Origin of the sequence: Amycolatopsis sp. AA4 (assembly GCF_002796545.1) — a bacterium.
GTDB lineage: Bacteria > Actinomycetota > Actinomycetes > Mycobacteriales > Pseudonocardiaceae > Amycolatopsis.
Genome location: NZ_CP024894.1, coordinates 3,106,933 through 3,132,686 on the forward strand (window position 1 = coordinate 3,106,933; position 25,754 = coordinate 3,132,686).

Genomic DNA, 25,754 nt, shown 5'->3' on the forward strand with positions numbered 1-25,754 from the left:
AGTGCCGTCAATCCGTACGCTGGCCCGATGACCTCGGGACGGAGGGGGCCGCCGCCGGAACTGGCCCGGGTGCGGCGGGTGAGCGTCGTGGACTCGCTGGTCGAAGAGATGACCCGCAAGATCCTCGGCGGCGAATGGCCTCCCGGGACCGCGCTGCCGTCGCTGCGCCAGTTCGCGGCCTCGGCCGGGGTGTCGATGCTGACCGTCCGGGAAGCGGTCCGGACCCTGCAGGCGCGGGGCTGGGTCGAGACGCGCCAGGGCGTCGGGACGTTCGTGCTGGAGCCCGCCGCCAGCCGTTTCGTGCCGTGGCAGCTGGGCGCTTCGGATGTCGCCGAGTATCAGGAACTGATCGAGGCGAGGGAAGCTCTCGAATCGACCGTCATCGCACTGGCCGCCCGCCGTCGAACCGCTGGTGAACTGGCGGTTTTGACGGACCTGGTCGACCGGATGGCAGCGGCTTTGACCGACCGAGACCGTTTCCTGGAAGCGGACGCCGAGTTTCACGTCGCGCTCGCCGAGGCCGCGCACAACCGGATCCTGCTGCGCAGCATGCTCGCGATCCGCCTCCCGCTGCGCCGCCTGATGGCCGACCGGCTCCGCGAGGAACTGACCGAACACGGCGATCTCACCCGGTCGTGGGAGGACCACCGAGCGATCGCGGAGGGCGTCCGGTCGGGCTCACCGGGACCGGCCCGCGCCGCACTGGCGCGGATCGCCGCCCGGGCCCGGTCCTATGTGGACTCGCCGCCGCCCGGGTTTGCCGCACGGCCGTCCGGGTAACCGACCTCGCGAAGACGACGCCGGGAGGTGATCGACGTGGCCACGCACGAGACCGTGGACGAGGACCTGTGGACGGAATTCCACCGGGTGGTGAACATGACCTCGCGGGAGCTGGCGGACTGGCTGCGCACCCGGGAGGCCGGCCCGGAAACCGAACCGCTGCCGGACCAGGCGGGCCCCGCGACGGGCCGGAAGGTGCTGTCGATCCTGGGCAAACGCAAGTCGGACGTGAACGGGAACGACGTCGAGGTCATGCGCGACGTGGTGGACCGCGTGCACGCCTCGTGCCGCGACGACTTGGAACCGGTCGCGGGGGACGCGGGGTGGCGGCAGGGGTTGATGTCCCTGGGGCACGACCCGATGAAGCCGGTGCGCGACTGATTCGGCGGTGCCAGCCTGCGGGGAGCACTACGAGGAGGCCTCGGTCGCTGCCGAATCGCCGCGCTGCGGAGTTGCGTGCGGGACGCGCCGACGCCGCGTTGGTCTCGTGTGCAGACACGGGTTCACCGCGATCTCGTCCGCAGAGTTGGGTTTTCGCAGGCATGGTTTGGGTGCCTGGAGTTCCCTGCTGATCTGGTGCGATCGGCCGCCCGGGCGTATTCGATGGTGAGCGGCGTGTGCGAAAGCGCTTGCGGCGAGGGGAATCCGGCGATGCTCGGCGCGAATGCGACCGTGCATGGGAGTTCGGCGCTTCCAGCCCGGCGCGAGTGCTCGGCCAGGTTGAAGCTTGGCGGCGGTTGTGGGGTGGGCTCGCTCCGGGGTCGCCACTGGGGATGTTGAGGGAGTGGCCTGGCGCGACTGCTCGGCCGGGCTGAGGCTTGGCGGCGGTTGTCGGGTGGCTCGCCCTGCGGTCGCCGCTGGGCGCGGGTGCGTTGAGGGTAGTGGCGTGGCGCGAGTGCTGGGCCAGGCTGAGGCTTGGCGGCGGCTGTCGGGCGGGATCGCCCCGGGGCCGCTTGGCGCGGGTGCGTCGAGGGTATCGGCCTGGCACGACTGCTCGGCTAGGCTGAAATCGCGGCGACCGGCGTACCTGGGCGGCATCACCCTGGCGCGAACGCATACGTCGTAGGTGCCGGGGGCAGGCCGGGCACGGGCGCGTCAGTACACCCGCCCTGGCTGCGACCGCGCGCAGCATTCTTGCCAAGCCCGGTGCCAACCCGGCCGGAAAGACGTAAGCCCCGGGCCTCGGTGCGCCCCCGGGACGCACCGAGGCCCAGGGTTCTTCCCCTCGGCCGGTGGTCGGTGGGTCAGCCGCCTGCCATGGCTCCGATGATCAGGAACGGTTCGGCTCCCGAGAGGACCGGGGCGGGCAAGGCGGTGTCCGGGGCGGTGTTCGACAGGTCTTCCTCGCAGGCGAAGAACCGGACGAACGCGCGGCGTTGGCCCGTCGTCGTGTCGCGGACTGTGCCGCGCAGTTGCGGGTACGCGCGTTCCAGTGCGTCGAGCAGGGTGTCCCGCGTCGGCGGGTCCTCGATGGGCAGCTGGATCTCTCCCTCGACCTTCGCCAGACGGCGCAGGTGCGTGGGCAGTTTGACGCGCACGGTGGTGGTCATCGCAGGGTTTGCACCTCGACCGAGCACACCGCGGGCAGGTCGCGCACGATCGGGGTCCAGTTGTCGCCCGCGTTGTTCGACGCGTAGACCTGTCCGCCGGTGGTGCCGAAGTAGATGCCTGCCTCGTCGCAGGAGTCGACGGCCATCGCGTCGCGCAGGATGTTCACGTAGCAGTTTTCTTGCGGCAGTCCCGCGGTGAGCGGTTCCCATTCGTCGCCGCCGGTGCGGCTGCGGTACACGCGCAGCTTGCCCTCCGGCGGGTAGTGCTCGGAATCGCTGTGGATCGGGATCACGTACACCGTTTCCGGTTCGTGCGGGTGGACCGCGATCGGGAAGCCGAAGTCGCTCGGCAGGTTGCCGCTGATTTCCCGCCAGTTCTCGCCCGCGTCGTCCGAGCGCATCACGTCCCAGTGTTTCTGCATGAACAGCACGTCCGGCCGCGACGGGTGCAGCGCGAGGCGGTGCACGCAGTGCCCGACCTCGGCGTCCGGGTCCGGGATGCCGTCGGAGTGCAGGCCGCGGTTGATCGGCTGCCAGGTTTCGCCGCTGTCGTCGCTGCGGAACGCGCCGGCGGCGGAGATCGCGGTGAACATCCGCTGCGAATTCTTCGGGTCGAGGATGATCGTGTGCAGGCACAGCCCGCCCGCGCCGGGTTGCCAGCCCGGCCCGGACGTGTGCTTGCGCAGCCCGGTCAGCTCCCGCCAGCTCTTCCCGCCGTCGGTGCTGCGGTACAGCGCCGCGTCCTGCGCGCCCGCGTACACCGTGTCCGGGTCGGTCAGCGACGGTTCCAGATGCCAGATCCGCGTGAACTCCCACGGTTTCGGCGTGCCGTCGTACCAGAGGTGCTCGCCCGCCCCGCCCTCGTAGGCGAAGTCGTGGTCGACCTGGTTCCACGTCTTCCCGCCGTCGTCGGAACGCTGGATCAGCTGGCCGAACCACGACGTGGACTGCGACGCGTACAGCCGGTCCGGGTCCGCGGGCGAGCCGGCGACGTGGTAGACCTCCCAGCCGCCGAAGTGCGGACCGTCAACCTCCCAGCGCGTGCGGCCCTCGTCCGAGGTGAGGATGAACGCGCCCTTGGTGGGTTTTTCTAAAGACATACTCAACGTCTTCGAGGTCTGATCCTGAGCCGGTCCTCGCGGAGAAGGTGATGCTACTCGGCTCTCGGCTGGGTCAGCCCTGTGTGTTTCCCCGAGTTGTACCCCCTTTTCAGGGGAGGTGAGGCGCGTTGACAGCTTTGCTCCCGTAGCGTGATCGAGCGATTACGACGGGAGACTGATGGGGTTGACGGCGGTGCTGGAGGCGGTGAGAACGGCGGCAGGGAGGATCGGGGCCGCGCGTGTCCGGTCTGTCGGCGGTGGCCGGTGGGGAGAGCGGTTGGCCGCGTTGTGCGGGTTCGCCGCGATTGCCGCTGTGACCGTTGTTTCCGCCGGGGCCGGTCTGGCCGAGCGCAGGCCCGTCGACGAGGTCGATCGCGCGCTTGCCGAGCCGTCGCAGCTCGGCGATCTGCTGCGCGCGTGGTGCACGCACATTGAGGAGACCAGGACATGATCAAGCGCATCGCGTTCGTCCCGATCGCCGTTGCGATCGGTATCGGCGTTGCGGCCTGCGGCAGCGGCAGCAGTACACCGTCGGCCGGTTCGTCGGCGGAGCAGCCCGCTTCCTCTGCCACGGCCGTCCCGGCGGGGACCGGTGACCCTGTCGCCGAGTTCGTGCAGCGCGCCAACGCCGCGGGCATGAACCTCGATACCGAGGCCGAGCGCGCGAAGCTTCAGGCGTACAAGGGGATATGCCAGGCCAACACCCTGCGCCAGATCATCGATATCGGCATCGGCGTCCGGGAGACGTCCGGTGTGAAGGTCGACAAGGAGGCCGTGTACGCGGCGAGCGACGACTTCTGCGCGAAGATCAAGTAGACCCCGGGGCACGCGACAAGCCCCCCGCCGACGGATCGGCGGGGGGCTTGTCGTGTTCCTGTGGTTACGGGCGGGGCGGAGGTGGGGCGTCGAGTTTCGAGAGCGGTACGACCTTGCGGCGGGCGAGGATCGTGGACGCGATCGAGCCGAGCACGCCCGCCGCGGACACGATGATGTTGATGGTGGTGTCGGGGATGACGGCCCAGCCGGTGGCGACGATCGCGACGAGCAGTCCCCGGACGGCTTCGGCGATCGCGACCGGTTCGGAGGCGGCGGGTGCGCCGATCGGGTCGGCGTGCTGGCCGGTCACGCGCACCACGCAGTGAATTTGTGGTCGGCCTTGTACCGCAGGCTGACGCACCGGACCCCGTCGGGCACCGCGATGGCTCCCGGCCTGTCAGAGTCGATGAACTGCGCGGCCGGGATCGGCTTGTACTGGGGATCGGCGCCGGAGTCGCAGATCCCGGACAGGCCGAGGATCTGCACCCGGCGGCCGTAGTGCGTGCTGATGAACAGGTTCCGTTTGCCGTTGCACGGGACGGAAACGAAGTCGTCGTCCGTCGGTTCGGCAACAACTGCCATGTCGTCCTCCGTTGTGGATGCCGCCGGGGCGGTGTGGTTGTGCTGGCCCCAGTCCTCGGCCAGCACGTCGTTGAGGTCGCAGTCGACGCCGCCCACCCGGACGGTCCCGATCCGCTGGTAGAGCGCGGCTTTCGCCGACCGCTTGCCGCGGGACCAGGCTGCGGTCTGCCAGCCGTAGCGGGCGTGCTCGCCGACGGCCTGCTCGATCACGTCGAACTCGCCGTAGACGCCGGTCCGGTCGTAGCCGAGGACGGACGCGGCGCCGTCGAGGTAGGCCATGACCGCGGCGAACTGGCCGGGGGTGACCTGGTCGGAGTCGATCGCGAAGTAGATCGGCCGGTCGGCGGGGAACCCGCAGGCGTCGGCGTCGGCTCGGGCGGCGCGCGCGGCGGCCGCCCCGGCCGGGCAGCCGCCCGCGGCGTCGCCTGCGTGATTCTCGTAGACGAGCGCGACCCCGACGCCGTTGCGGGCCATGTCCGCGTACTCGGCGGGGGTGAGGTTCTTCGTCCGGCCGGGGGTGCCGATGTAGCGGACGACGCCGGCGTGGCCGGCGTCGGCCACGGCCGCACCGCTGGGGCGGCCGGAGGAGTAGTCGAGCACGGTGGCCATGGGTCAGCCTCCCAGGATCGAGTGCAGGCCTTGGACGACTCCGCCGCCGAGGACCGCGGCGGCGCCGGCGGCGGCCCACACTTTCCGTTCGAGCGCGCGGATTCTGGCCTCGTGGTCGCTCAGCGTCGGCCCGACGGTGTGTTTCAGCTCGTTGCGGACGCCTTTCACCTCGTCGTGGACGGCGCGTACTTCGTCGTACAGTTCTCGCGTGGTGATGACGACGTCGCCGGGCTGGGCCATCGGTCCTCCTTCCGTGCACAGTGGACAGTCATGGTCGTGGTCATGGTCACGTTCCCCGGTGTCGGTCGGCGGGGTGCTGGTGGCGTGACCGGCGGCGGCGTTTCGCGGCGGCGGCCTGGCCGCCTTGGGCGGCGGTGCGGCGGCGGTGGTGCCACGTGCATTTGGTGCGCAGCATCTCGATGCGGTGGTCGTCGCGATCGCCGATGTGGTCGGCCTCGAGCCGCGTGGTTTCGGCACACCGGGTGCCGTCGGAATAAGTATGGCGGCAGCGGTATTCGTCGCGTTCGAGACAGGCCGCGCGCCGCTCGGCCCAGTCCGGCGGCAGCGGCGCGGCCCGCCACGCGGTCACCGTGTCCCGCCGTGGTGAGCCTTGAACAGCGCTCTGCCCTGCGGGGTGGACCGCATGATGCTGGTCGCCAAACCGGGTGCTTCGCGTGCGGGCACCCCGGCTTTGATCAGCGCGTCCCGCAGCGCCGTCCACGGGTGCGGGGAGAACATCCACTTCTTGGCGCCTGCGCCGGTGGCCCAGTAGGCGAACAGTTTCGGCGAGACGGTCGCGAGTGCCGATGTCACGGGATCGCTCAGTTTCCGAGGTACACGACGTTGAGCGCGCAGGCCGCGGCGAAGGATTTGAGGTTCAGGTCCCCGCCGGAGTTCTGGTAGGTCCACACGCTCAGCTCGGTGCCCGCGGTCAGGTAGACCGGCTGCGCGTCGCTCGTTTTCGGCCACTCGCCCGGCCGCGGGATGCCGGTGTTCGAGGCCCACACCAGCCGGGCCGCGTTCGGGTCCGAGGCGAGCGACACCCACGCCGCGCGTTCGCTGTTGGCCGCCGCGGGCGCGGCCGTGCCGTCGAACCGCATGGACAGGCCCATGCTGTACCAGCCTGTCGCCGGGACGGTGAACGCGTCCTTGGCCGGGTTCCAGGCGAAGCCGGTGTTCCGCTCCGGGTCCGGCCACGCGACTTTGTAGTAGCCGGCGTTGGCGGTGTTGGCCTGGTCCGCGGCGAGCACGACCCGGGTGGCGTAGGCGTCGGGCTTGCCGTTTTCGAGGGCGGCGACCCGGGTGTGGAGGGCGTTGTTGCCCTTGGTCGCGTCCTGGGTGATCGTGATCCGGGCGTCGTTTCCTTCGGCGACGGTGCCGGCGTCGGTCCCGTAGAGCGGGCTGATCGCCCGGTCGGCGGAGAGGTCCCCGCCGCCTTGCAGCCCGTTCGCCCCGGTGACGGTCCGGGCGGTCGGGACCTTTCCGGATTCCGCCGCGGTCACGCGGACGCCGAGCGCGCTGTTTCCGGTCGCGGGGTCGGAGGTGCGGGCGTCGAGTTCGGCGAGGGAGTCGACCACCGGTTTCCCGAACGCGGGCACGGAACCGACGCCGTTGACGGTGATCTGGCTTCCCGGCACGGGCATGGCGGGCGGGTTGGTGAGCGTCACTGGCGCCTCCACGTAGTCTCGTTGCCGAGCACCTGGCTCACCGTCAGCTCCACTGGTCAGAATCCCACACCGCGGCGTCCCACACCCCGGCTCCCGGCGTGCCGAGCGCCCGCAGTTTCAGCGTGTCGGTGTACTCGCTCGCGGACCATCGCGTCGTTTTCGACAGCACCTGCGCGAACAATTCGGCGCCGGGTTCGTTGTCGCGCTGGGTGGCGAGCCGGACCACGTCGAACACCTGCCGCCGCGGGTTCGCGGGGACTTCGAGGTCGTCCACGATCGGCGCCGGGGCGGACAGTGCGCCGAGCAGCGCCTTGGCGATCGCGTTGGCGGCCAGCGCGTTCTGGATCCAGTCGGTGGTGTCCAGCGACAGGACCCGAGCGCCGATCTCGGCGATCGACGCCGCATCGGACTGGACGCCCTGAATGGGCTGCGCTTCGGAGAGCACGCGGCCCGACACCAGGAAATATCCTTGGTTCCCGCCCGGGTAGGAACCCGTGTAGTTGTCGTTGGAGTTCTGCAGGTTGGCCCAGAGGATTTTGAAGAACCGCGGATCGTCGGTGACCTGAGAGTCCACCTGGAACTGGGTGTTGTCCGCGGTGAAATCGTAGGTGTTCACCGCGGAGCAGTGCCCGGTCATGATGTCGATGTCCTGCTCGTTCGCGGGCGGCGTGTCCGCGGCGATCCGCGAGTTCACCATGACGGCTTCGGCCGGGAGCGACAGCGTCGCGTTCAGGGCCGTGTTCGCGGGCGTGTACTTGTCCCGCGCGCTCTGCTGCCGGTACACCCAGTTGAAACCGGAACCGCGGAACGCGCCGTTGACGATGACCTTGTTCCGGCGGTTGTCGGAACTCGGGTTGACCGTGATGTCCGCGAACGAGTCCAGGGTGAGGTCTTCGGTCTGGGCACCGGGGCGGATCGCGGGCAGCTGCCCCAGGGTCGCGTCCCCGATGTTGAGGGCCCCGTGCTCGTCCTTCCACATCAGGCCGCGGATGCCCTCGACGTAGTTCTTGAGGACTTCCCAGCCTTCCCGGCCGGAGACCTCCGGCAGATAGTGCAGCCACCCGTCCGCGTGGTAGTCGTAATACTGGGTCAGGTACCGGCAGTACGGTTTTCCGTTGGCCTGCACCGGGAACGCGGGCTTCGCCTGATAACCGGCCGTGACCCCGGCCGCGGGCGCGAACCATTCGGCCGCGAACAGGTACGGGAATTCGGTCGCGTTGTCCGACGCCAGGTCGGTTTGCACCACGTTGCCGCGCTTCTTGCGCGGGGGTCCGCCGTTGGTCGCGTTGTTGATGTCCGCGGTCGGCACGTCCCGGTACCGGACGCCCTGGTCCGAGGGCGAGTTCCCCGAACCCGGCGTGAGCGCCTGGACGACGCCGTTGAACCGCACCTCCGGGATCACGCCCCCGGCCGCGAACCGGACCTTCACCCAGATCTCGTGCGGGCGGCCCAGATCGCTGATGTTGACCGGCATCGCGGTCGAGGTCGGGGTGGTCCAGGTCCAGGAACGCTGATAGCCCGATGCCCAGTTCTCGCGGACGTAGACCTGGATCGTGCCGTCCGTGTACCCCGCGATCGCGATCTGCGCGCACTGGTAAACCGGGTCCTCGTAGACCGTTGCCGAGACGTAGGGCTGCTCGCCCAGCCGGAAATCCTCCAGGTAGAACCGGTGGCGCCAGACCGGGTCCGCGCCCGCGGCGTTGGCGCGGTACCAGTTCGCCACGAACCCGATCTCCTGCGCCGGGTCCCCGGCGTTCTGCGGGAGGAACACCTGCCGGTTCGCGGTGTGCAGGTTCACCGACGCGGTGCGCACCATCTTGTCGACCGGGAGCCGTTCCTGCCCGTAGGCCGCGGTGTTCCCGCCGAACTCCTCCAGCGCCGGGACCCCGGTCGACCCGTACTGCCAGGGCTGGGTGCTGATGTTCGAGCGGAGCTGATACCAGTTGTCGACCCGGCCCAGGCCGTAGCTCGGGAGCGGGGACCCGATCATCGACTGGTACGACACCGCGTCCGGGCGCGGGACCCGCAGCATCGGCGCCCCGAGCTGGCGCAGCACCTCGTGCAGCACCCACTTGCCGGAGATCGGGTTCTCCGCGCCGCTCCAGTCCGGGCCGTTGCCGTAGGCCGAGGTCGGGGACGTCGAGGCCACGGCCCAGCGCGGGAGGGTGACCGATGCGCCGGTCTCGACCCAGTTGTCCACGCACACCAGCGACACGGTCCCGTCGACCCGGCGGTAGGAGTAGGACTGGACATGCCCGGTGAACCCGGGCAGCGCCGCGTCCCCCAGCGCGGTCCGGGTCACCCACTCCAGCGTGATCGGAGTGCCGACCAGGGTCGTGCTCGCGGTCGGCGACAGCGGGTCGTAGGGGTCGAACAGCCGCCGCACCGACGTGCCGCGGTCCTGGTTTCCGCCGAGGGTCAGGTCCATCCGCGCGGAGGCGAACCCGGCGACCGCGTTCACGCCGTCCGGGAGGTTCGAGTTGAACGACCGGTCCACCGACACCTCGGCGACCGCGGTGGACAGGTCCGCGTACCGGGAGCCGTAGCTGCCGTCCTTGGCCCAGTCGATCATCACCCGCGCGTAGGTCTCCCCCAGCCGCGACGCCAACGCGTCCGCGAGGGCGGCGTCTTTCGCCGTGTCGCCCGTGGACAGCATCAGACCTCCGCCAGCCGCAGCGTCAGGTTGTCGTACGGGTAGAGCGTCACGTCGTCGGGCACCTCGCAGACCACGACGCGCGCGCCGGTGCCCGCGACCCACGGCGTCGCCTCCGGGCCGAGTTCGGTCTGCATGTGCGCCACCTCGACCAGGCCGGACGCCGGGACGGAGACCGCCGGGTACAGGGCGGCCGTGCCCGCGGGCGGGGTCACGGTGACCGCCGCCCGCTGCCACGCGCCCGACGCCGGCACGTCGGTGCCGCCGAGCGTGCCCGTGACGAACGCCTCCCCGTCCGCGCCGGCCGAGTACAGCGTCACCGCCGCCCCGGACGGAGCCCGCAGATAGACGGAGAACGTCGTCGTGCCCAACGCCGGGCAGAGCGTGCCGGGCCACCCGGCCGAGGCCTCGCGCGCGGCCGTCGCGCCGTTGGTCAGGGTCGTGGTGAGCCGGGTCTGGCGCGGCACGCCCGCCGCGGGCGCGGTGAGGATCTGCCCGAGGCCGCTGCCGAGGGTGGAGAACACCGGCCGCACGCCCGGGCTCGCACCCGCCGTGGACGTGCGCAAGTCGAGCATGTTCACCGTGTACGCCTCGAAAAACCGCAGCCACGTGTTGTCCTTGTACCCCAGCCAGTAACCCTCGACGCGGTGGCGGACCTCGGGTTCGGCGTCGTCGAACCCGAGGTCCCAGACCCGTTTCACGCCGGTGACGTTGACCGTCTTGGCGCCGGTCGCGCCGGCGAACACCGACTGGACGCGCTCGGCGGGGCGGCTGTAGCTGTCGGCCACCGGCAGCGTCCCGGTGCCCGCGGAGATTTCCGCCAGCGTCCCGAAATAGTGGTCTTCGAGCACCGCTTTCCCCCTACCGGTTGAGGTTCTGGCCGTAGCCCACGGACGTGATCCGGGCCTGCCCGCTCGAGTCGATCGAGAACCGCATCCCCGCGATCGCCTCGCGGAACGCGGCCACCAGGTCCCCGTAGTCCGCGCCCCGGCCGCCCGATCCGATGGCGTCCATCGTGTTGCGGTTGTCGACCACACGGCCGGTCTGCCCGGGGACGAACAATTCCGGCCCGTTCTCGCCGACGATGTGCGGCATGCCCGCGGTCGCCGTCCCGCCCCGCTCCAGGTACGGGATTTGGGGGATGTTCACCCAAGGGATGTGGTTCGCCGCCGAGATCAGCCCGTTCAGCAGTTTGATCGCGAAGTTCAGGGCGCCTTTGAGCCCCGCGGTGATGCCGTCCCAGATGCCGCCGAAGAACTTCCCGACGCCCGACCACACGCTTTTGATGAACTCCCACGCGTCGCGGAACCAGCCTTTCACCGTGTCCAGCACCCCGCCGGCTTTGGCGAAACTCGAGAACAGGTCCGTGACCCACTTGATCACCGACGAGATCGCGCTGACGACGCTGCCGATGAGGACCCCGGCGAACTGGATCAGCGGTGCGACGACGGCGGTGAACAGCTGGATCAGCGGCGGCAGCAGCGCCCCGACGAGCTGCACGATCGGCGGCAGGATCGGGACGATCGCCTGCACCAGGGAGATGAACGCCTGCAGGAGCGGCTGGATCGCGCCCATCACGGCCTGGAACAGCTGCAGCAGCGGCGGCAGCAGCGACGCGATCAGCTGAGTGATCGGCGGCAGGATCGGCAGGATCGCGGCGATCAGCTGAGACCAGAACCCCGCCAAGGTCGAAATGTACTGGCTCAGCACCGGAACCATGCTCATCAGCGGCGGGATCAGCGCCTGCACCACCGGAACGAGGGCCTGCACCAGCTGCGTCACGATCGGCACCAGCAGCCGGATCGCCTGCGCGAACAACCCGCCGATCACGGGGATCAGCGGCTGCACCGCGGCGAGGATCGCGGTGATCGCCGAGGAGATGACCGGCAGGATCGGCGTGAGCGCCCGGACCGCGGCGAGCAGCGCCTGCCCCAGGGCCTGCGCGACCTGCCCCAGCACCGGGACCAGCGGGGTGAGCGCCCCGAGCAGCGGCATGAGCGCCGCGGTCGCGATCTGCACCAGCACCGGCAGCAGCGGCGCCGCCGCCTGCACGAGCGCGGACAGCGCGGACACGATCGGCGGGAACAACGGCGCCAGCGAGTTGATCGCCGACGCCAGCGTCGTGCTCAGGATGCCCGCGATCGGGCCGATCGCGGGAGCCAGCGCCTGCACCGCGGACACCAGCACCGGCCCCATCGCCTGCGCGAGCGACGCGAACGCCCCCGCCACCTGCGGGAGCACCGGCAGGATCGCGTTCAGCACCGGCACGACCGTCTGCGCCAGCACCTGCCCGACCGTCGCGAACGCCGCACCGAGCGCGCCCAGCGCCGCCTGCCCGGCCGTCGAGGACAGCGCCGCGTTGATGTTCGCCAGCAGCGGCAGAACGACCGCTCCGAGACCGGCGCCGCCCTGGCTCATGCCCGTGAACACGGCCTGCGCGATCCCGCCGACCTGGACGAGGATCGCGCCGACCTGACGGAACGCGTCCGCCATGCCGGTGATGACGTTCTTGATGGTGGCCGCGCCTTGGGCGCTCGCGGTCCATGCGCTGAATTTCTGCGCCGTCGCGCCGATGCCGGTGGTGAGCTGGGACAGCATCGGCGCGGCGATCGCGCCGATGTTGATGAACCCCTGCAGCACGGGTTTCACCGCGTTGCCGACGTTTTGGATCACCTTCGACATCTCGACGAAGATCCCGTTGACCTTCGCCGCGTTCGGCCCGAACGCCAGCACCTGCGTGGCTTTGGTCGCGACGCCGCCCATCGCGGTCGCGATCGCCTGCAGCCCGACGTGCAGCTGCGGCAACGCTTTCTTCAGGTTGTCGACCGCGGGGGCGAGCGAGCTTTGGAACGACGCGCCGACCTGCGACTTGAGAGTGTCGATCGTCGGTTTGAGGCCCTCGAACGCTTTCTTCGCCCCGTCCGCGCCAAGCTTGATCGCGGCCATCGCCCCGATTCCGCCGATCAACGCGGCCGGGATCAACGCGGCCGCGCCCGCCGCACCCGCGAGTGCCGGCTGAATCAGCGCCGACGACGCTGCCGACGCGAGCGCGGCTGCGCCGATCTTCGCCATCACCGGGCCGAGAGCCTGGGCCGCGCCGAGCGTCTTCTCCAGCCCGAATTTCGGGCTGACCGTCGCGAGTTTCCCCGCGGCGATGCTGAACGCTTTCATCTGGGCGAGCGCGCCCGTGGTGTCGACGTCGACCTTCGCCTGGATCGTTTTGCCGGACTCGCGGCGGAGGAACGCTTCGATCTCCGCGATGCCGCGTTTGGTGTCGGCGCGGACGTTGACGACAACCTCGGCCTTGATGTTCTTCAGCTCGGCGTCGAGTTCACGCCGCAACTCCGACAGGTCCGGCGTGAACTTCACCGATGCGACGTCAACGACGGCCATGGGTGCGCCCCGTTCGTTACGGTGCGGGCACCTGGCCCTGTCTCATCTGCTGTGTCACCGCCAGCCCGATTGCCAGCGCCGACGTCGTGGAGCGTTTCGGTTTGTCCACCGGGTGCGGAGCCGGTTTCGGTGTCGGCAACCGGCGCGGGGACTGGACTTGCGCGGTGGTGAACGTGTTGTCCTGCAAGTCCTGCCGGATCGCCTGCAGCATCTCGCTGTCCACGTTCCAGCCCAGCACCTGGCGGGCCTTCCGGATGTCGCCTTTCACCCGCCGCACGGTGAAGTACGCGGAATCAGGAGGCAGCCACCCGATCAAGTCCAGCAGTTCCTGTTCCGGCAGCGTCGTCACCGCTTCCAGGAGCCGCAGCTGGTAAAACCGGCGGAAGTCCGCCGTCAGCGGTCCCTCCAGTTCCAGGCAGCGCAGCACTTCCGTCGCTTTTGGCGGCCTCCTCGGAGGACGATCCGAGGTCCTTGACGATCGCCATCAGCACGCCGATCGACTCGTTGTCGAGTCCGGCGCGTGCGACCTCGGGGTTGTCGGTGACGTCAGCGATGGTGTCGATCAGGGAGGAACGCACGTCCTCGAACGCTGACTCGTCGGCGGTGTCCTGGTCGATCTTGCCGAAGGCCCGGAACCGGGACCGGAAAAGCTCCAGCTCGACTTTGTCGAGCATCACCATGCTGCGCAGCATCACGGAGGTGCCGTTGTCGAACTCCAGCGGGACGCCGGGGTGTTCCTCGGCGGCTTTGGCACGGTATGCGGAGAGTGCGGTCATCGCGGAACCTCTTTCGTTGTCGTGGGGCCCCGGGCGGCGGCCACGACTCCGCGCGCCCGGGGTGATCGGGGGTCAGGAAAGCGGGAACAGCTGCGGGCTGATCCAGTTGAACTTCTTCGGCCGCACCCCGCCGACGAGGTCGGGGCTGATGAACGTGCCGACGACCGGGACACGGGTCGCGTCCTCGGTGCTGCTGGTGTCGATGTTGTCCCGGGCTGCCCACGAGTTCTTGGGCGCGTGCAGGCCGAGTGACACCGCGCCGTCGGTCCACACAGCGAGGAACGCGGTGACCGTGTCGTTGCTGTCCTCGCCGTCGGCCACGCCGAACACGCCGTCCACGGTCCCGCCCTGGGTGCCGTGGTACAGCGCGAGGGTTTCGCGGGTGATCTGGGTGAAGTCCAGCTCGAACCCGGTCACCACCGCCGCGGTGACGACCCGGATCGTCTTCTTGGCCATCGACCCCTTCGGGGTGCGGTCGCCGCCGTCGCGGGTCAGCTGGATTCCGCCGTCGCCGGTTTCGTCGGCCACGTGGGCGATCTCTTTCCACACGGCCGGAAGCGTGCCGCCGGGCGCGATCTGCTCCGGCGTCGGCGGCGGCGTGCCCGGTGCCGCCTGGTACACGTGCAGGCTCTGCGGAATGAAGTAGCCCTCGTCGCGCAACGTCATCGCGGGTGTCCTCTCAAGACTCGGAAACTGGGGGAGAGCCACCCGGGCTACGCCGACCACTTCTCGGCGGTCGTGAAGGTCGCATCCATGATGCACGTCGCGCGCCCGCTGCCGGACGCCATGTTCGCCACGTCGGCGCGGGCCGGCGACGACGTGACCGTGAACTTGTGGATACCGCCGCCCGCCGCGGTGGTCGCGGCCGTGTCGCGGGCGGTGTCGAGGATCCCGATCGCCGTGTACAGCAGGGCCCGCGCGGCCCGCCAGCCCTCGACGTGCCAGCCGGTGAGTTTGAGCGTGCACCGCGACGCGTACGCCGGATGCGGCACCCGGCCCGGGGCCTCCGCCACGATGACGCGGCCGGCGGGGACGGACATCGCGGTGCTGTCGTAGCGGTCCGAAGCGTCCACACCGGACGCGTCGAGCAACGCGACGACCACGTCGACCGGGTTCAGATGCGTCGGCATCAGGCACCCCGCAGCGCGTCGCGGAGAATGTGCAGCCCCTCGACCCATTCGCCGGTGCGGGCGTTCACATGCCCTTCCTCGATGCTGAGGCTCGCTTCGAGCGAACCGGCGTCGAGGTTCACGTAGTGGTCGACGCGTCCCTTGGTCTGGGTGACGCGGGTCTTGCCGGTGCGGTGGTGGCGGGCGAGGTTGCCGCGCGCGGCGACCAGCACCCCGTACGCCTCGTCGCCGAGCACCTGCTCGACTTCCGCGGAGTGCGCGACGACGCGTTCGAGGTTCGGCAGGGTCTTGTGCTTCACCAGTACCTCCGGACCGTCCGGACAGGGCTCGGCGTGAGCCGGAGCGCACGGTTCGGCTTGTAGCCGAGGTCCCGCTGTTCGTCGCGCCGGAAGTACACCTGGCCTTGCGCGTTGATCGGCGTCGGGGTAGTGCTGATCTCGTCGGACGGCACGAGCGCGTTGAGCGCGTCCGGGAGACGCGCGGCCCGCAGGACCGCCGCGCACACCGCCTTGGTGAACAGCTTCGCCCGGCCCGCGTCCGCGGACACACCCGGCACGAGCCGTTCGGCCTCGGCGACCGCGTCCTCGATGTACGCCTCGACACGGGATTTCTCGCTGGGCGTGAGGTCGCGGCCGACCCGCTCCCGCACGTCGCCCGCGTCGACCATCATTCCTCCTTCGGCTTGGACCGCGTGCGCGTCGCGCGCTTGGGTGGTGCTTCCGTCTGCTCGCCGGTTTCGGCGTCCTCTGTGGACTCAGCGGATGGTGTGCCGCCGAGTGCGCGGCCGATGTCGTCCGGGCAGTCGACGGTGGAACCGCCGGGAAGTGTGTAGCGGGGCAAGGGAACCCTCCAAAGCCAGGGGTTGGCCCGCCCCCCGTTCGCGGGCGGGCCAACCGGGGTCAGCTGGTGACGACCGGGGCGGTCGCGTCGGTGAACCGCACGAACGCGTCCGGGTCGGTGCACGCGGCGGTGCCCTCGAACTCGCCGATCACCAGGATCTGGTTCAGCTCGGTGGTCGACACCAGCTTTCCCGTGGAGTCGGTGTAGGCGGTGTCGGTGACGACCCGGAAGTTCGGGGCCTTGTACACGCCCCACACCACCTTGGACCAGTCGCCAGCCCAGCCCATGTCGGCGCCCTGCGCGATCTGCGGAACCTGGTAGGCGGGGCGGCCGAGCATCCGGCCCGGGGTGCCGTGGAACGCGGCGTTCTCGCCGGTCCACGCGTCCACCCACAGCGGGCGGCCCTGCAGGTCCACCGACGCGAGCAGCGTCGGCTCCGCCTTCTGGTCCCACAGGTACCCGGTGGTCTGCCGCGGCGGGTTCTTGCCGGCCTGCAGCGCCAGACCCGAAACGATGTCCCGGTAAGTGCCGCCGGCGTTCTGCGCGGCCGATCCCAGTTCCACCGACGTGGAGGTCTGGTTGATGTAGCCCTGGCCGGACACGCCGCCGTAGATGCCCATGACGTCGATGGCGCGGGCGAACGCGCCGCCCATCTCGTCCTTGACGAGGTTCACCAGCCCGAACGGGTCCTCCCGCGCGGCCTCCATCGACAGGACGGAGATCAGCGCGAACTTGCTGCGCTGCACGAACTGGAACCCGATTTGCGGGTCGTACTTCGGCTTGACCTGGTTCTCGCCGACGATCGTCGCGGTGGTCTGTCCATTGAGGACAGGGATCTTCGCGCCCATCACGTTGATGGGGATCTGCTTGCCCAGCTGCATGATCGCCGAGTAGTTGCGGGCGGTCTTGATGATCGGCTCAACCTGCTGCGGGGTGAGCTGGAACTGCGCGAGAGAGGTGACCATGGGGTGCTCCTCGGAATCCGTGGGGATCGTCGAGCACCCGGCTCACAGAGCCCCGGATCAGCAGGGGCGAATAGTGGTCTGCGGAAAGAATAGCGCGTCAGCCGCCGACCGCGTCGCGCAACGCCTGCACGAGCGGGTCCTCGTTCGGCGGCGGCGGGGTGAAACCGGCCGCCGGGTTCATCGGCAACCCTCGTCCGCCGAGCCGCTTGGCCAACGCCTCAGCGTCCTTCTCCAGCTCTTCCTTGGTAGTTCCCTTGATCCGGTCCGCTTCGTCGGCGATTCCGAATTTCGCAGCCGCTTCGAGCCGCGTCAGTTTGTCGCCGAGCACGGAGTTCTCCGTGAGCAGCTTTTCGTGGTCGTCGGTGAGCGCGTCCAGCTTCGTCGCCTTCTCCTTGAACGCGTCGAACTGGGTCAGCCGCTCGTTCGCGGACTGCAGCAGCTGCCCGGCTTCCTCGTACTTCTTGGCCAGTTCGTCGCGCTCGGCGGCAACCGTGTTCTTCGCCGCGCGGTGCTTCGCGTTCTCCCCGCGAAGCTCCTTGATGTAGGCGCGGACCGGTTCCTCCAGCGTGCTCAGGTCGATCTCGTTGTCGCGGTCGGGCACGGGTTTCTCCTTCAGGCATCCAGCTCGGCGAGCTTCTTGCGGTCAACCTCCAGCTGCTTGGCCACGTAGGCTTTCGCGCTGGCGGACTTGGGGTTCATCCCTTCGAGGGTCCGGATCCGGGCCTCGACGGCTTTGCGGTTGTTCTCGGCCTGCGCGCGGACCTGCGCGGCACGCTGTTCGCCGTCCGGCGGGGCCGATGTTCGGGGCTTCACTTCGCCGTTGAGTTCGCGCACGCCGCGCGTGTAGGCGCGCATTGCCGCCTTCCCCGACAGGCCCTTCGTGAGCGTCTTGTACCGCTCCAGCTCGGCGGCAGCGTGCTCACTGCCCGGATAGCTGGTGCGCTGCCCTTTGAACGCGGGCACCACGATGCAGGTGCAGCCCGGGTGGAAGATGTCCTTCTCCTGCGCGGTTTCCGCCGTCTTGTACACCGGTCCGCGCGAGATGGTCAGTCGGCACAGCGGGCAGGTGGGCGGTTCCGGGTCGACACGCGCCCACCCGATGGCCTGGTTGTCGGCGAACGTCGAGGCCCTGGTCTGATTCCGATGCGCGTTGCGGGCGTGCTGGTCCGCGCGCCCGATGATCTGCTCGACGTGTTCCTGCGTGACCGGGTCTTCGTCGGCGCGGACGTCCTCGATCACCGTCACGAGCGCGTCGGGCGTGTAGTCGCGGATCGACGCCGCCGGCGGTTCCCCGGTGATCCCGGCGTCGCGCCGCAGCTTCCGGTAGTCGTCGACGGCCAGCGCCTGGTGCAGCCGCCGAGACTTCACGACTTCGGGGAACAGCAGCTGCGCCAACGCTTTGGCCGGGGCGGTGGAGCCGATGAACGGCACCAGGATGGGAACGATCGCGTCCACCAAGCGCCGCGTCAGCGTCGCCTGCGCCCGGTAGGTGTCGTCGAGTCGCCGCGCCACATCAGGCCGCCGGGTTGTTGCGCTGCGCTTCGTTGACCGCGTCGTTCACCATGCCGGTGATGCCGCGCAGCTCGGTCTCGTCGTCCATCTCGTCGATGTCGTCTTGCGTCAATCCGAGCAGGCGGCGCAGGAAGTTCAGCGTCAGCAACGGTTTCCCGTCGACCTGCACCGGTGCCAGCTTCACCGCGGCGTCGGCGGCGGCCGCGGTGTTCGGCAGCGACGCATCCCGCCACCGCAGCCGCACCGTGACCGTGAACCCGGCGCGCGCGGCCAGGTACTCGAACAGTGCGATCCACCGCGGCTGGAAACCCTGCCGCAACCGCTCCGAGCGGGTGATCAGGCGGCCGTTGTCCTCGCGCTGCGAGTCGCCGGACGCCGGGTTGGCGTCGGAGGCAACCGCGAACACCGACACCGGGATGCCGGACAGCGCCGACGCGTTGCGGGTAAGCATGTTCATGCCGGTGGTGAAGTTCTGCAGGTTCGCCGCCTGGAACTCGGCGATCTTCGCCGCGGCGTCGCCGAGCAGCAGCATCCGGGACGTGTAGAGCGCGTCCGGGTCCGGCGCGTTCGCGATGTCCGGGACGTCGACCATCTCGCCGGTGAGGTCGTCTTCCTGCTGGATCGGTTCGCCGGTCTCCGGGTCGAGCTTCGGCGGCGCGAAATCCTCCAGCGTGGTGCCGGAGATGACGCGCTGGGGCGCGGCCATCGACGACGAGGTCCACACCAGGTCCGAAGTCACCCGGGTTCCTGCGTCCTGCAGCTTGAAAATGTCCTTCGCCTCCGGCCGCCCGAACGGGTCGTTCGCCTTGCGGCGGCAGAGGAAGTCGAACACCGGCATCCCCGGCCACGTCACCGGTTCCCGGTCGGCGATCCACTGGCCGTTCACCTTCTTCAGGTACTGGGCGTTGCCGGGCGTGTAGTAGGCCCGCTTCTCGCGCTGGGCCCCGTACACCTGCAGCGCCTCGGCGATCTCGCCCGTCAGCGGATTGATCGCGTGCACCATGTCCGCAGCACCGATCATCTGCAGCACCGGGTACCCGTCGACCCGCTCGGACGACGAGGGGACGACGTAGCTGCGTCCGGTCTCCAGCGCCTCGATGTGCACGCTCGACACGAACTCGTCGCCGCCGTTGGCCTTCAGCACGCCACGCAGGTACGCGGTCGCCTTCTCGTCCTCAGTGCCGTCCTTGCCGAACGCGGTCACCGCGTCCAGAGTTATGCGCTCCTCGATCACGCCGCAGGCCAGGCGAACCCACGGCTGCGGCGTGTAGAACGAGATCCGGTGCTCCGGCGGGATCATCGGCGACGTGTTCCGCCACGTCTGCTCCGCGCGCGCGTACGCCTGGTATTTGGCGGTTTTCTGCTCGTTCACCGCGAGAACGTTTTCGAGCGTGTCCCGTGACATCCTGGCCCCTTGACATCAGGGCCACCCGGGCCATTTACCGCTTCCCAGAGTAGGTGCTGCGCCTCCGCCGCGTCTTCGCCGCCGGCGGCGTGGCACGCAGGAACTCGGTGCGCGCCATGTCCGCGAGCAGCGTCGCCGCGTACAGGTCGACCTTGTCCGGCGAGTCCCGGGTCCGTTTCCCGAAGCTCATGCCGTACCGGTTCGGCCGGCCGAAGGCGTTCAGGAAGTGCCGCTTCATCGCGGTGTCGCCGTCGAGACGCACCTCGGCGTTTTCAATCCCGGCCTGCAGCGACTCGTGCGCGAGCGTGAACCGACGTTGCGACCCGCGCATGTCTGCGCCGATGACGCTGTCCTTCGTGAAACCGACCCGGAGCTTCCGGCCGTACTCCTTCGTCCACTTCTCGACGTGCCCCTGCACCGGGTTCACGTCGGAGAACCACGCCACCACCCGCAGCTCCGAGAACGCCTTCTCGATCGCGAGGTCGAAGATGCCCATGTCGACTTCCCAGTCCTCCGGCCGCACTTTCAGCGGCCGTTCGGCGAGCGCGAGACGGAACACCGCCCGGTCCCGGATCCGCATCGCCACCAGACCCGAAGCGTCGTCGCTCAGGGAAAAGTCCGACCCGAGCGCTACCCTGTCGCGCGGCTCCAGCCGGAGCGTTTCGTCCTCGCATGCCTTGATCTGCACCTCGTCGTAGAGGGCGTCGTCGGCCGCGGAGTTCACGCACAGCTCGAACCGCATCGTCCGCGCGATGCTGGTGCGTTTGGACACCGACACGGCGAGTTTCCGGTCCACGTCGAGCCACACCGCGTCGCCGCGGGCGTGCTCGATCCCGGCGCGCAGCGATTCCACATCGGACGGGTCCGCGAACGGTGCGCCGAGCTGGTCGTAGTTGATCCGCAGCGCTTCGGCGGGCGCGCGGCCCTCTTCCTGTGCCTCGTAGTCCTTGTGGATCAGCTCCAGCGCGCTGCCCTGGCCGGATGCGTAGGCGTTCGAGCTGCCCACCAGCCGCGTGTTCGGGATCTTCGACGCGCCGCCCTCCGCGGCCTCCAACAGTTCCGGGCCGCCCTGCGAAGGGACCCACAGACCCAGCTCGGAACCGGAAATGAACGTCGGCCGGTTGCCCTCGATCCGCCGCGGCTGCGCGGTCACCGCCTCCAGCCGGCCACCTGCCACGGTGTAGGTGATCTCCTTTTTGATGTCGATGCCGTACTTTTCGACCGTCGATTCCGGGGTGATCTCCTTGAAGTACTTCGTCGTCGTCGCGGTCGCCTCCAAGCTCGTGGAGGTGACGATGACCCAGGGGTTCGGCTGCCGTGTGACCCCGACCCGGCCATCCTTGAGCCGCGCCGGACGGCACAGGCCGACGAGTTCGTGCAGCGACAGCACGGCCTGGATCAAGTCCTTGCCCGCGCCCTTGATCCGCACCAGCACCGACACCGGGTAGACGAACCTGAGGGTCACGGGGTCGACCGCGCAGGTCCACAGGATCTGCCGGATCTGCTCAGGCGAAAGCCGCATCGGCTTCCCGTCGAGCACCAGGTCCTCGTGCGCGAACTTCAACGCCGACAGCCCGACCGCCTCGGAATAGCCGAGGTCCCTCGGCAGCAGCCACCCGCCGTCCGCCTTCTTCACCCACGTGTACCCGGTCGACCCGGGTTTCCGGGTGGCTCCTGGGGGCAGCATCCAGCCTCCCGCACTGGGCGGGGACCTACCCCGCGTTCATTTGGTTCACCACGGCCTCGATGTCGAACACCTCGGCCTCGTCGCCGTCGTCGTCGCGTGCGAGTTCGATCCGCAGCCGCCGCCGCGCCCCTTCGGTCATCAGAAGGTCGTTCAGCGCCGAGAAAATCGGGGACAGCGCGTTCGCGACCGCCCCGCCGTCCCGGTTGAGCTGGTCGGTGAGGACCTGGCAGACGACTTTCGCGTACGCGACGTCCGTCGCGGTCATCCACTTCGCCACCGGCGACGCCGCGACCGACCGGTACACCTCCGCGGCGAGCGGATGCCACGCGTCGAGCGGTTCGCCCCACTCCGCGGGCTCGCCGCCGGACAGCGACTCGATCGGCACCTCCGGTTTGTTCCTCCGGCGCCGCTGGTCGCTCCGCTTCGGCACAGGGCCCCGCATCACGTCACCAGCTTCCGCAGCGCCTCGGCGAACACGCCAGCTTCCACAGTGGTCTGCACGGCCAGCTCGGCACCCCGCAGCCGCACCCGCTCCGACCGCTCCCGGTACGCGTCCTCGTCGGTGAGCAGCAGATGCAGCACGTCCGCCCACACCTCCGGATACCGCCGGTCGAGGAAGATCCCCGCGTCGCCCAGGCACTCGCGCAGTCCGGGCGTCGATGCCGCGATCACCGGGATGCCGTTCACGCACGCCTCGGCCGCGACCATCCCGTACGACTCGTACGCGCTCGGGACCAGCAGCACCCGCGTCCGCTTCCACACCTCGCGCATGTCCTGCACGGTCGGGATCCGCACCACGTTCGGCATGCCCGGCGACGGCAGCTGCTCGCCGTGCGCGCCCTCGACGCCCAGGAACGGGGTATTCGGCATTTGCGCGGCCAGCCCGTGGAACAGGTGACCGCCCTTGTCCGCCGACAGGTTCACGAGCGTGACCGCGTCCCCGGTGGCTTCGACCTCGTGCAGGCCCGGCAGCAGCGGCGGGTGCACCACGATCCCGCCCAGCCCCAGCGATTCCCGCACCCACTCCGTGTTCGACACGTCCAGATCCCGGTCCGCGGCCAGCATTTCCGGGATGTCGAACCGGTCGTTGTGGTGCACCAGCACCACCGCAGCGCCCGGGAACTCCTCCGCCAGCGACGGCAGCACCCGCACCGCCATCGCGTGATGCGCCACGATCACATCCGGCGCGAACGGAGCCATAAACCCCCGACGCACCTGCAGCCCGCGGTACTCGTACCGGGCCGGAGCGTCCGCCGCGTCCCGCAACCCGAACGACAGCACCCCCGTCTCGAACTCGGCCGCCGGAAGCGACCGCAGCAGATGCTCCACCATCCGCTCGCTGCCCGCCGACAACCCCGGCGGGAACCCGTGCACCACCGCCAGCACCCGGATCGGCCGACCCGACACCCGCGCGACCTCGCGCACCGGCCGCAGGCCCCGCCACCGCGCGCCCTGCACCAGCATCCGCCGCCCGACCTCGACATCCACGCCGATCACCGACCCGCCCCCAACCTCAAGCCTCATGCTCAGTCACCAACTCCCGTGAGTTCCAAACCCGTACAGCCCCGGAGGCGGCATGACCTCCGTTGGACCAGGCAATGGGGTGGGGTAGGTAACGCCCCCTGGGGTTGATCATCGCCGCGTTTCGTCGCTGTGCGTAGTCGCGGTCGAGTTGAGATGGACCATGCCGCCGTTGGTGAACGAGATGCCGTCCTGGGTCTCGTGCATGCCGAGGTGTCCGCCGCGGAGGTAGCAGAGCATCCGAGCATCACCGCCTAGGTCTGGGCCGAGCGCACCGCAGCGGCCGTTGTGCTGTGTACGTAGGCGTCGGTCAGCCTCGTCGTCTTCGGCTCGGTCGCGCGCTGCACAGTTCGCGCAGCGCGGCCAGTTGCGGGCGTTGCGTTCGGTCGCTGGCGTGTGCTCGTCGCGTTCGCCTCGGCATCGGCCGCACTCCTCGGCGGGCTTCTTCCTCATTCGCAGGACTGTCTCGAAGGACTGTTCGTCGCGGTGCGCCTCGACGAGGTAGCCGTCTTCCACCATGGTCGCGTCGACTATCTCGGTGTCGCTGAGGCGGATCTCTCCACCGGCGCGGCGAAGCATGATCAGCGCGAAGCGGACGAAGTCGTTGTCGCGGTATGACACGGGGTAAGACACGGGTTCCTCCGGTCGTGGTGTGCCGCATCGGCAGTGGTGCGTGTAGCCCATGCCGTTCCAGCGGGGACGGGTGAAGGCGTGGATGTGCTGCATGGTCACCACTCGTCGTCGCCGATGCGGTAGGTGAGGTCGGGTTGCGAGCGTGACTCGATGTAGGTGTTGCCGTCGCCGGGGCGTGGTTCGGTGGCGCGGATGGCGTTGCGCCAGCTGCTGTGCACGGTGACGACCGGTGCTGTGCGGAAGCCGTAGCCCTGGCGTGTTGTGATCCAGCGGCCGTCCCGCTCGCGGACGGTGTGGCGCTTCACTGCGGTGCCTCGATCACCGGCCCGCTGTCGGGGACCTCGACGTTGACGCCGGTGACGCGGGGGCCGTTGGTGTCGAACTCGATCGCGCTGGTGAAGCGGGGCTCGGCATGGCCTCCCGCCTTGGCGCGCAGCTGCTGCAGGGCGGCGATGAGTTCGTCGAGGGTGGCGGGGCGGCCGAAGTCGATGGAGGCGCGCGATGAGGGCATGAGGGTGCCGCCTTTCCGCAGTGCGTATTCGATTAAGTGGAGTCGATGGGTGCCCTCCGCGTCGTGCCCGTGGACGGTGCTGTGACCGAGGGCTGTACCGGGCTCTGTCCGGCACCTGCCGGGGATACGACGGAACCCCACCGCCGAGGGGGTGTGCGGTGGGGTTCCTGGTGGTTCAGGGTCTGCCGAGGGCATAGCTCGGCGACGTCTTGAAACATCGCATGATCGACAGGGGCCTGTCAAGCTGGCCTAACTGGGTTTTCGATCGCGTCGTCGCGGCTTCCGCAACCCTGCTCGTCGCTCCATGTCGTTCCAGTTCATCCACGGGATGACGAGATAGAACCCGAAAATCGCCACTACCAGCAGAACAACAACGATCGACAGGACAATCGCGATCACAGTCGCCACTCCTCGCGGTAGTCCGGGTGATCGGCGTCTGGAAGGGCGAGCAGGCGCAGCGGAACGGTCAGGTCCGTGATCGATGCACGGTCCGCCGGTTCGCCGGGGTCGAGCGACGCGATGGTCTCGACGCAGTGCTCGATGATCTGCCGTTTGGCGTTGATCTCGTCGAGCATCCGCTTCGGGCTGAAGTGTGCGATGTGCGCGCGGTAGGCGTCGCCGAGTTCGCCCCGGTGCGTCCCCGCGACGTAGCCGAGATGACCGTAGGCCAGCTTGTTGTCCCGGATCGCTGCCGGGTCGACATGGACCGCGCAGGGCACGGTGTCGACCCACGGAACCGGGCCGCAGGCGCGAGCACGCTGCTCGGCTTCGGCGATCCGTGCACGCAGGAACGTGATCTGGGGGTCGTGGTCCACAGTGGCGCTCCTCAGGCTGCGTGGGCGGCGTGCAGGTCGAGTATGGCGAGGACGTCGGCGAGACAGTAGCGGCCGTGCTCGTCCGGGGTGATCTGGCCGCGGTGCCGCCACAGCCGGACGCGGGCCGCGCGCACCGGCGTGCCCCAGCCGCGGGTCTCGTGCTCGATGTCGGCGGGCAGCAGCCAGGTGTTCTCGACGTAGCGGCGGGCCGCGGCGACGGCGTCCGCGCGGGAAAGCCAATCGCCGCACTCCCGGCATTCGGCCGAAACCCGGTCGAACTCGCAGTGCACCGGGTTCCCGCACGCGCACAGCCCGAGCGGGACACGGGCCGGTCGTTCGATCAGGTGCAGCGCTTCCTCCTCCAGGTCGAGGTATTCGCGGCCGGCGGCGTACCGGAGCTGGTCGCGGAGTTCGAGCGCGTCGAGGTCGATCGGGGGCGCGCTGGCGTACCCGGTTTTCGTGCCGATCGCGCCCGGGTGGCGGGTGACGGCGGTGCGGTGGACGACGTGGTCCAGGAGGCTCAGAACGTCGGTCATGGTTGGCTCTCCCCCGTTGGCTTGATGACGGTGTCGAACTGGCGGACCGCTTCGGTGGCGGAGCGGAGCGATTGCTCGAAGCCGCGAAGCGCAGTCGCGAACATCTGGAGCGGTGTCGGCACGGAAGCCAGGCCGCCGGGCCGATAGCCGATGTCGACCGGGTCCCAGAGCCCGGTTTCTTCGGTGTGCTGCAGGCAGTTCGGGGTGCCGTTGAGCGCGAAGTTCGGGCACTCGCCGTCGTCTCGGTTGCTGCACAAGGGTTGCTGCATGGTG

At 69.4% G+C, this 25,754-nt stretch carries 35 protein-coding genes; 4 read left to right on the forward strand and 31 right to left on the reverse strand.

The window, feature by feature from the left end; genetic code table 11:
• The first annotated feature begins 27 nt into the window (after nt 1-27).
• Nucleotides 28-780: a FadR/GntR family transcriptional regulator gene (locus CU254_RS14610; RefSeq protein ID WP_078560780.1), complete on the forward strand. Its 753-nt coding sequence runs from the start codon at nt 28-30 to the stop codon at nt 778-780.
• Between the two features lie 36 nt (nt 781-816).
• Nucleotides 817-1,161 (forward strand): DUF3140 domain-containing protein, encoded by a 345-nt coding sequence (locus CU254_RS14615; RefSeq protein WP_009076904.1) that lies wholly within the window; start codon nt 817-819, stop codon nt 1,159-1,161.
• Between the two features lie 863 nt (nt 1,162-2,024).
• Here the strand turns inward: CU254_RS14615 and CU254_RS14620 are convergent.
• Complete coding sequence (locus tag CU254_RS14620) at nt 2,025-2,330, reverse strand: MoaD/ThiS family protein (RefSeq protein ID WP_037713658.1); 306 nt, start codon at nt 2,328-2,330, stop codon at nt 2,025-2,027.
• Complete coding sequence (locus CU254_RS14625; protein WP_037713660.1) at nt 2,327-3,430, reverse strand: sialidase family protein; 1,104 nt, start codon at nt 3,428-3,430, stop codon at nt 2,327-2,329. Before CU254_RS14625 ends, CU254_RS14620 begins: the two co-directional genes overlap by 4 nt.
• 277 nt (nt 3,431-3,707) lie before the next feature.
• On the opposite strand from CU254_RS14625, the gene CU254_RS43020 reads away from it, so the two are divergent.
• Nucleotides 3,708-3,881, forward strand: a complete 174-nt coding sequence (locus tag CU254_RS43020; RefSeq protein ID WP_158688026.1) for a hypothetical protein — start codon at nt 3,708-3,710, stop codon at nt 3,879-3,881.
• The gene (locus tag CU254_RS14635) at nt 3,878-4,246 is read left to right on the forward strand and encodes a hypothetical protein (RefSeq protein ID WP_009076912.1); all 369 of its coding nucleotides are present in this window, start codon (nt 3,878-3,880) and stop codon (nt 4,244-4,246) included. Before CU254_RS43020 ends, CU254_RS14635 begins: the two co-directional genes overlap by 4 nt.
• Before the next feature lie 64 nt (nt 4,247-4,310).
• Here CU254_RS14635 and CU254_RS14640 read toward each other — a convergent pair whose 3' ends face one another.
• The 29 genes from CU254_RS14640 to CU254_RS14775 form a co-directional block, all read right to left on the reverse strand.
• On the reverse strand, nt 4,311-4,565 hold the full coding sequence (locus CU254_RS14640; RefSeq protein WP_037713663.1) for a hypothetical protein: 255 nt from the start codon (nt 4,563-4,565) through the stop codon (nt 4,311-4,313).
• Nucleotides 4,553-5,437 carry a glycoside hydrolase domain-containing protein gene (locus CU254_RS14645; RefSeq protein WP_009076915.1) on the reverse strand — a complete coding sequence of 295 codons (885 nt, stop codon included), beginning with the start codon at nt 5,435-5,437 and terminating at the stop codon, nt 4,553-4,555. The genes CU254_RS14640 and CU254_RS14645 overlap by 13 nt, the downstream gene beginning before the upstream one ends.
• Nucleotides 5,438-5,440: 3 nt before the next feature.
• Nucleotides 5,441-5,677, reverse strand: coding sequence for a hypothetical protein (locus tag CU254_RS14650; protein WP_009076917.1), 237 nt, complete (start codon nt 5,675-5,677; stop codon nt 5,441-5,443).
• A 46-nt stretch (nt 5,678-5,723) separates the two neighbouring features.
• Nucleotides 5,724-6,026 (reverse strand): hypothetical protein, encoded by a 303-nt coding sequence (locus CU254_RS14655; RefSeq protein WP_009076918.1) that lies wholly within the window; start codon nt 6,024-6,026, stop codon nt 5,724-5,726.
• The gene (locus CU254_RS14660) at nt 6,023-6,250 is read right to left on the reverse strand and encodes a hypothetical protein (RefSeq protein WP_009076921.1); all 228 of its coding nucleotides are present in this window, start codon (nt 6,248-6,250) and stop codon (nt 6,023-6,025) included. The genes CU254_RS14655 and CU254_RS14660 overlap by 4 nt, the downstream gene beginning before the upstream one ends.
• A gap of 8 nt (nt 6,251-6,258) precedes the next feature.
• On the reverse strand, nt 6,259-7,104 hold the full coding sequence (locus tag CU254_RS14665; protein ID WP_037713666.1) for a hypothetical protein: 846 nt from the start codon (nt 7,102-7,104) through the stop codon (nt 6,259-6,261).
• 43 nt (nt 7,105-7,147) lie between these two features.
• A complete protein-coding gene (locus CU254_RS14670; protein WP_037713668.1) occupies nt 7,148-9,760 on the reverse strand; it encodes a hypothetical protein in 2,613 nt (870 codons plus the stop codon).
• Nucleotides 9,760-10,608 carry a hypothetical protein gene (locus CU254_RS14675; RefSeq protein WP_037713670.1) on the reverse strand — a complete coding sequence of 283 codons (849 nt, stop codon included), beginning with the start codon at nt 10,606-10,608 and terminating at the stop codon, nt 9,760-9,762. The genes CU254_RS14670 and CU254_RS14675 overlap by 1 nt, the downstream gene beginning before the upstream one ends.
• Nucleotides 10,609-10,618: 10 nt before the next feature.
• Entirely contained in the window at nt 10,619-13,150 is a 2,532-nt protein-coding gene (locus CU254_RS43025; RefSeq protein WP_009076927.1) for a hypothetical protein, read from the reverse strand.
• A gap of 16 nt (nt 13,151-13,166) precedes the next feature.
• On the reverse strand, nt 13,167-13,499 hold the full coding sequence (locus CU254_RS14685) for a hypothetical protein (protein WP_009076929.1): 333 nt from the start codon (nt 13,497-13,499) through the stop codon (nt 13,167-13,169).
• The gene (locus tag CU254_RS14690; RefSeq protein ID WP_158688027.1) at nt 13,444-13,830 is read right to left on the reverse strand and encodes a hypothetical protein; all 387 of its coding nucleotides are present in this window, start codon (nt 13,828-13,830) and stop codon (nt 13,444-13,446) included. Before CU254_RS14690 ends, CU254_RS14685 begins: the two co-directional genes overlap by 56 nt.
• A 168-nt stretch (nt 13,831-13,998) precedes the next feature.
• On the reverse strand, nt 13,999-14,592 hold the full coding sequence (locus tag CU254_RS14695; RefSeq protein ID WP_009076932.1) for a hypothetical protein: 594 nt from the start codon (nt 14,590-14,592) through the stop codon (nt 13,999-14,001).
• A gap of 47 nt (nt 14,593-14,639) precedes the next feature.
• Nucleotides 14,640-15,056 carry a hypothetical protein gene (locus CU254_RS14700; protein WP_009076934.1) on the reverse strand — a complete coding sequence of 139 codons (417 nt, stop codon included), beginning with the start codon at nt 15,054-15,056 and terminating at the stop codon, nt 14,640-14,642.
• Nucleotides 15,056-15,355, reverse strand: coding sequence for a DUF5403 family protein (locus tag CU254_RS14705; protein ID WP_009076936.1), 300 nt, complete (start codon nt 15,353-15,355; stop codon nt 15,056-15,058). Before CU254_RS14705 ends, CU254_RS14700 begins: the two co-directional genes overlap by 1 nt.
• A complete protein-coding gene (locus CU254_RS14710; protein WP_009076939.1) occupies nt 15,352-15,723 on the reverse strand; it encodes a hypothetical protein in 372 nt (123 codons plus the stop codon). Before CU254_RS14710 ends, CU254_RS14705 begins: the two co-directional genes overlap by 4 nt.
• The gene (locus tag CU254_RS43030; protein WP_158688028.1) at nt 15,723-15,896 is read right to left on the reverse strand and encodes a hypothetical protein; all 174 of its coding nucleotides are present in this window, start codon (nt 15,894-15,896) and stop codon (nt 15,723-15,725) included. Before CU254_RS43030 ends, CU254_RS14710 begins: the two co-directional genes overlap by 1 nt.
• A 59-nt stretch (nt 15,897-15,955) precedes the next feature.
• Entirely contained in the window at nt 15,956-16,861 is a 906-nt protein-coding gene (locus CU254_RS14715; protein WP_009076941.1) for a phage major capsid protein, read from the reverse strand.
• 97 nt (nt 16,862-16,958) lie between these two features.
• On the reverse strand, nt 16,959-17,462 hold the full coding sequence (locus CU254_RS14720) for a hypothetical protein (protein WP_009076942.1): 504 nt from the start codon (nt 17,460-17,462) through the stop codon (nt 16,959-16,961).
• Nucleotides 17,463-17,473: 11 nt separating this feature from the next.
• Nucleotides 17,474-18,373, reverse strand: a complete 900-nt coding sequence (locus CU254_RS14725) for a hypothetical protein (RefSeq protein ID WP_009076944.1) — start codon at nt 18,371-18,373, stop codon at nt 17,474-17,476.
• A gap of 1 nt (nt 18,374) precedes the next feature.
• Complete coding sequence (locus CU254_RS14730; RefSeq protein ID WP_009076945.1) at nt 18,375-19,778, reverse strand: phage portal protein; 1,404 nt, start codon at nt 19,776-19,778, stop codon at nt 18,375-18,377.
• A 34-nt stretch (nt 19,779-19,812) separates the two neighbouring features.
• Nucleotides 19,813-21,465, reverse strand: a complete 1,653-nt coding sequence (locus tag CU254_RS14735) for a hypothetical protein (protein WP_009076947.1) — start codon at nt 21,463-21,465, stop codon at nt 19,813-19,815.
• 25 nt (nt 21,466-21,490) lie between these two features.
• Nucleotides 21,491-21,850, reverse strand: coding sequence for a hypothetical protein (locus CU254_RS14740; protein ID WP_158688029.1), 360 nt, complete (start codon nt 21,848-21,850; stop codon nt 21,491-21,493).
• A gap of 56 nt (nt 21,851-21,906) precedes the next feature.
• Nucleotides 21,907-22,989, reverse strand: a complete 1,083-nt coding sequence (locus CU254_RS14745) for a glycosyltransferase family 4 protein (RefSeq protein WP_009076950.1) — start codon at nt 22,987-22,989, stop codon at nt 21,907-21,909.
• A gap of 108 nt (nt 22,990-23,097) precedes the next feature.
• Nucleotides 23,098-23,619, reverse strand: coding sequence for a hypothetical protein (locus CU254_RS14750; protein ID WP_158688030.1), 522 nt, complete (start codon nt 23,617-23,619; stop codon nt 23,098-23,100).
• A 95-nt stretch (nt 23,620-23,714) separates the two neighbouring features.
• Complete coding sequence (locus CU254_RS14755; RefSeq protein ID WP_009076953.1) at nt 23,715-23,924, reverse strand: hypothetical protein; 210 nt, start codon at nt 23,922-23,924, stop codon at nt 23,715-23,717.
• Nucleotides 23,921-24,130: a hypothetical protein gene (locus tag CU254_RS14760; protein WP_009076956.1), complete on the reverse strand. Its 210-nt coding sequence runs from the start codon at nt 24,128-24,130 to the stop codon at nt 23,921-23,923. The genes CU254_RS14755 and CU254_RS14760 overlap by 4 nt, the downstream gene beginning before the upstream one ends.
• A gap of 395 nt (nt 24,131-24,525) precedes the next feature.
• On the reverse strand, nt 24,526-24,945 hold the full coding sequence (locus CU254_RS14765; RefSeq protein WP_009076958.1) for a DUF6221 family protein: 420 nt from the start codon (nt 24,943-24,945) through the stop codon (nt 24,526-24,528).
• Nucleotides 24,946-24,956: 11 nt separating this feature from the next.
• Nucleotides 24,957-25,481, reverse strand: coding sequence for a hypothetical protein (locus CU254_RS14770; RefSeq protein ID WP_009076960.1), 525 nt, complete (start codon nt 25,479-25,481; stop codon nt 24,957-24,959).
• Nucleotides 25,478-25,750: a hypothetical protein gene (locus CU254_RS14775; RefSeq protein WP_009076961.1), complete on the reverse strand. Its 273-nt coding sequence runs from the start codon at nt 25,748-25,750 to the stop codon at nt 25,478-25,480. The genes CU254_RS14770 and CU254_RS14775 overlap by 4 nt, the downstream gene beginning before the upstream one ends.
• Between the last annotated feature and the right edge of the window lie 4 nt (nt 25,751-25,754).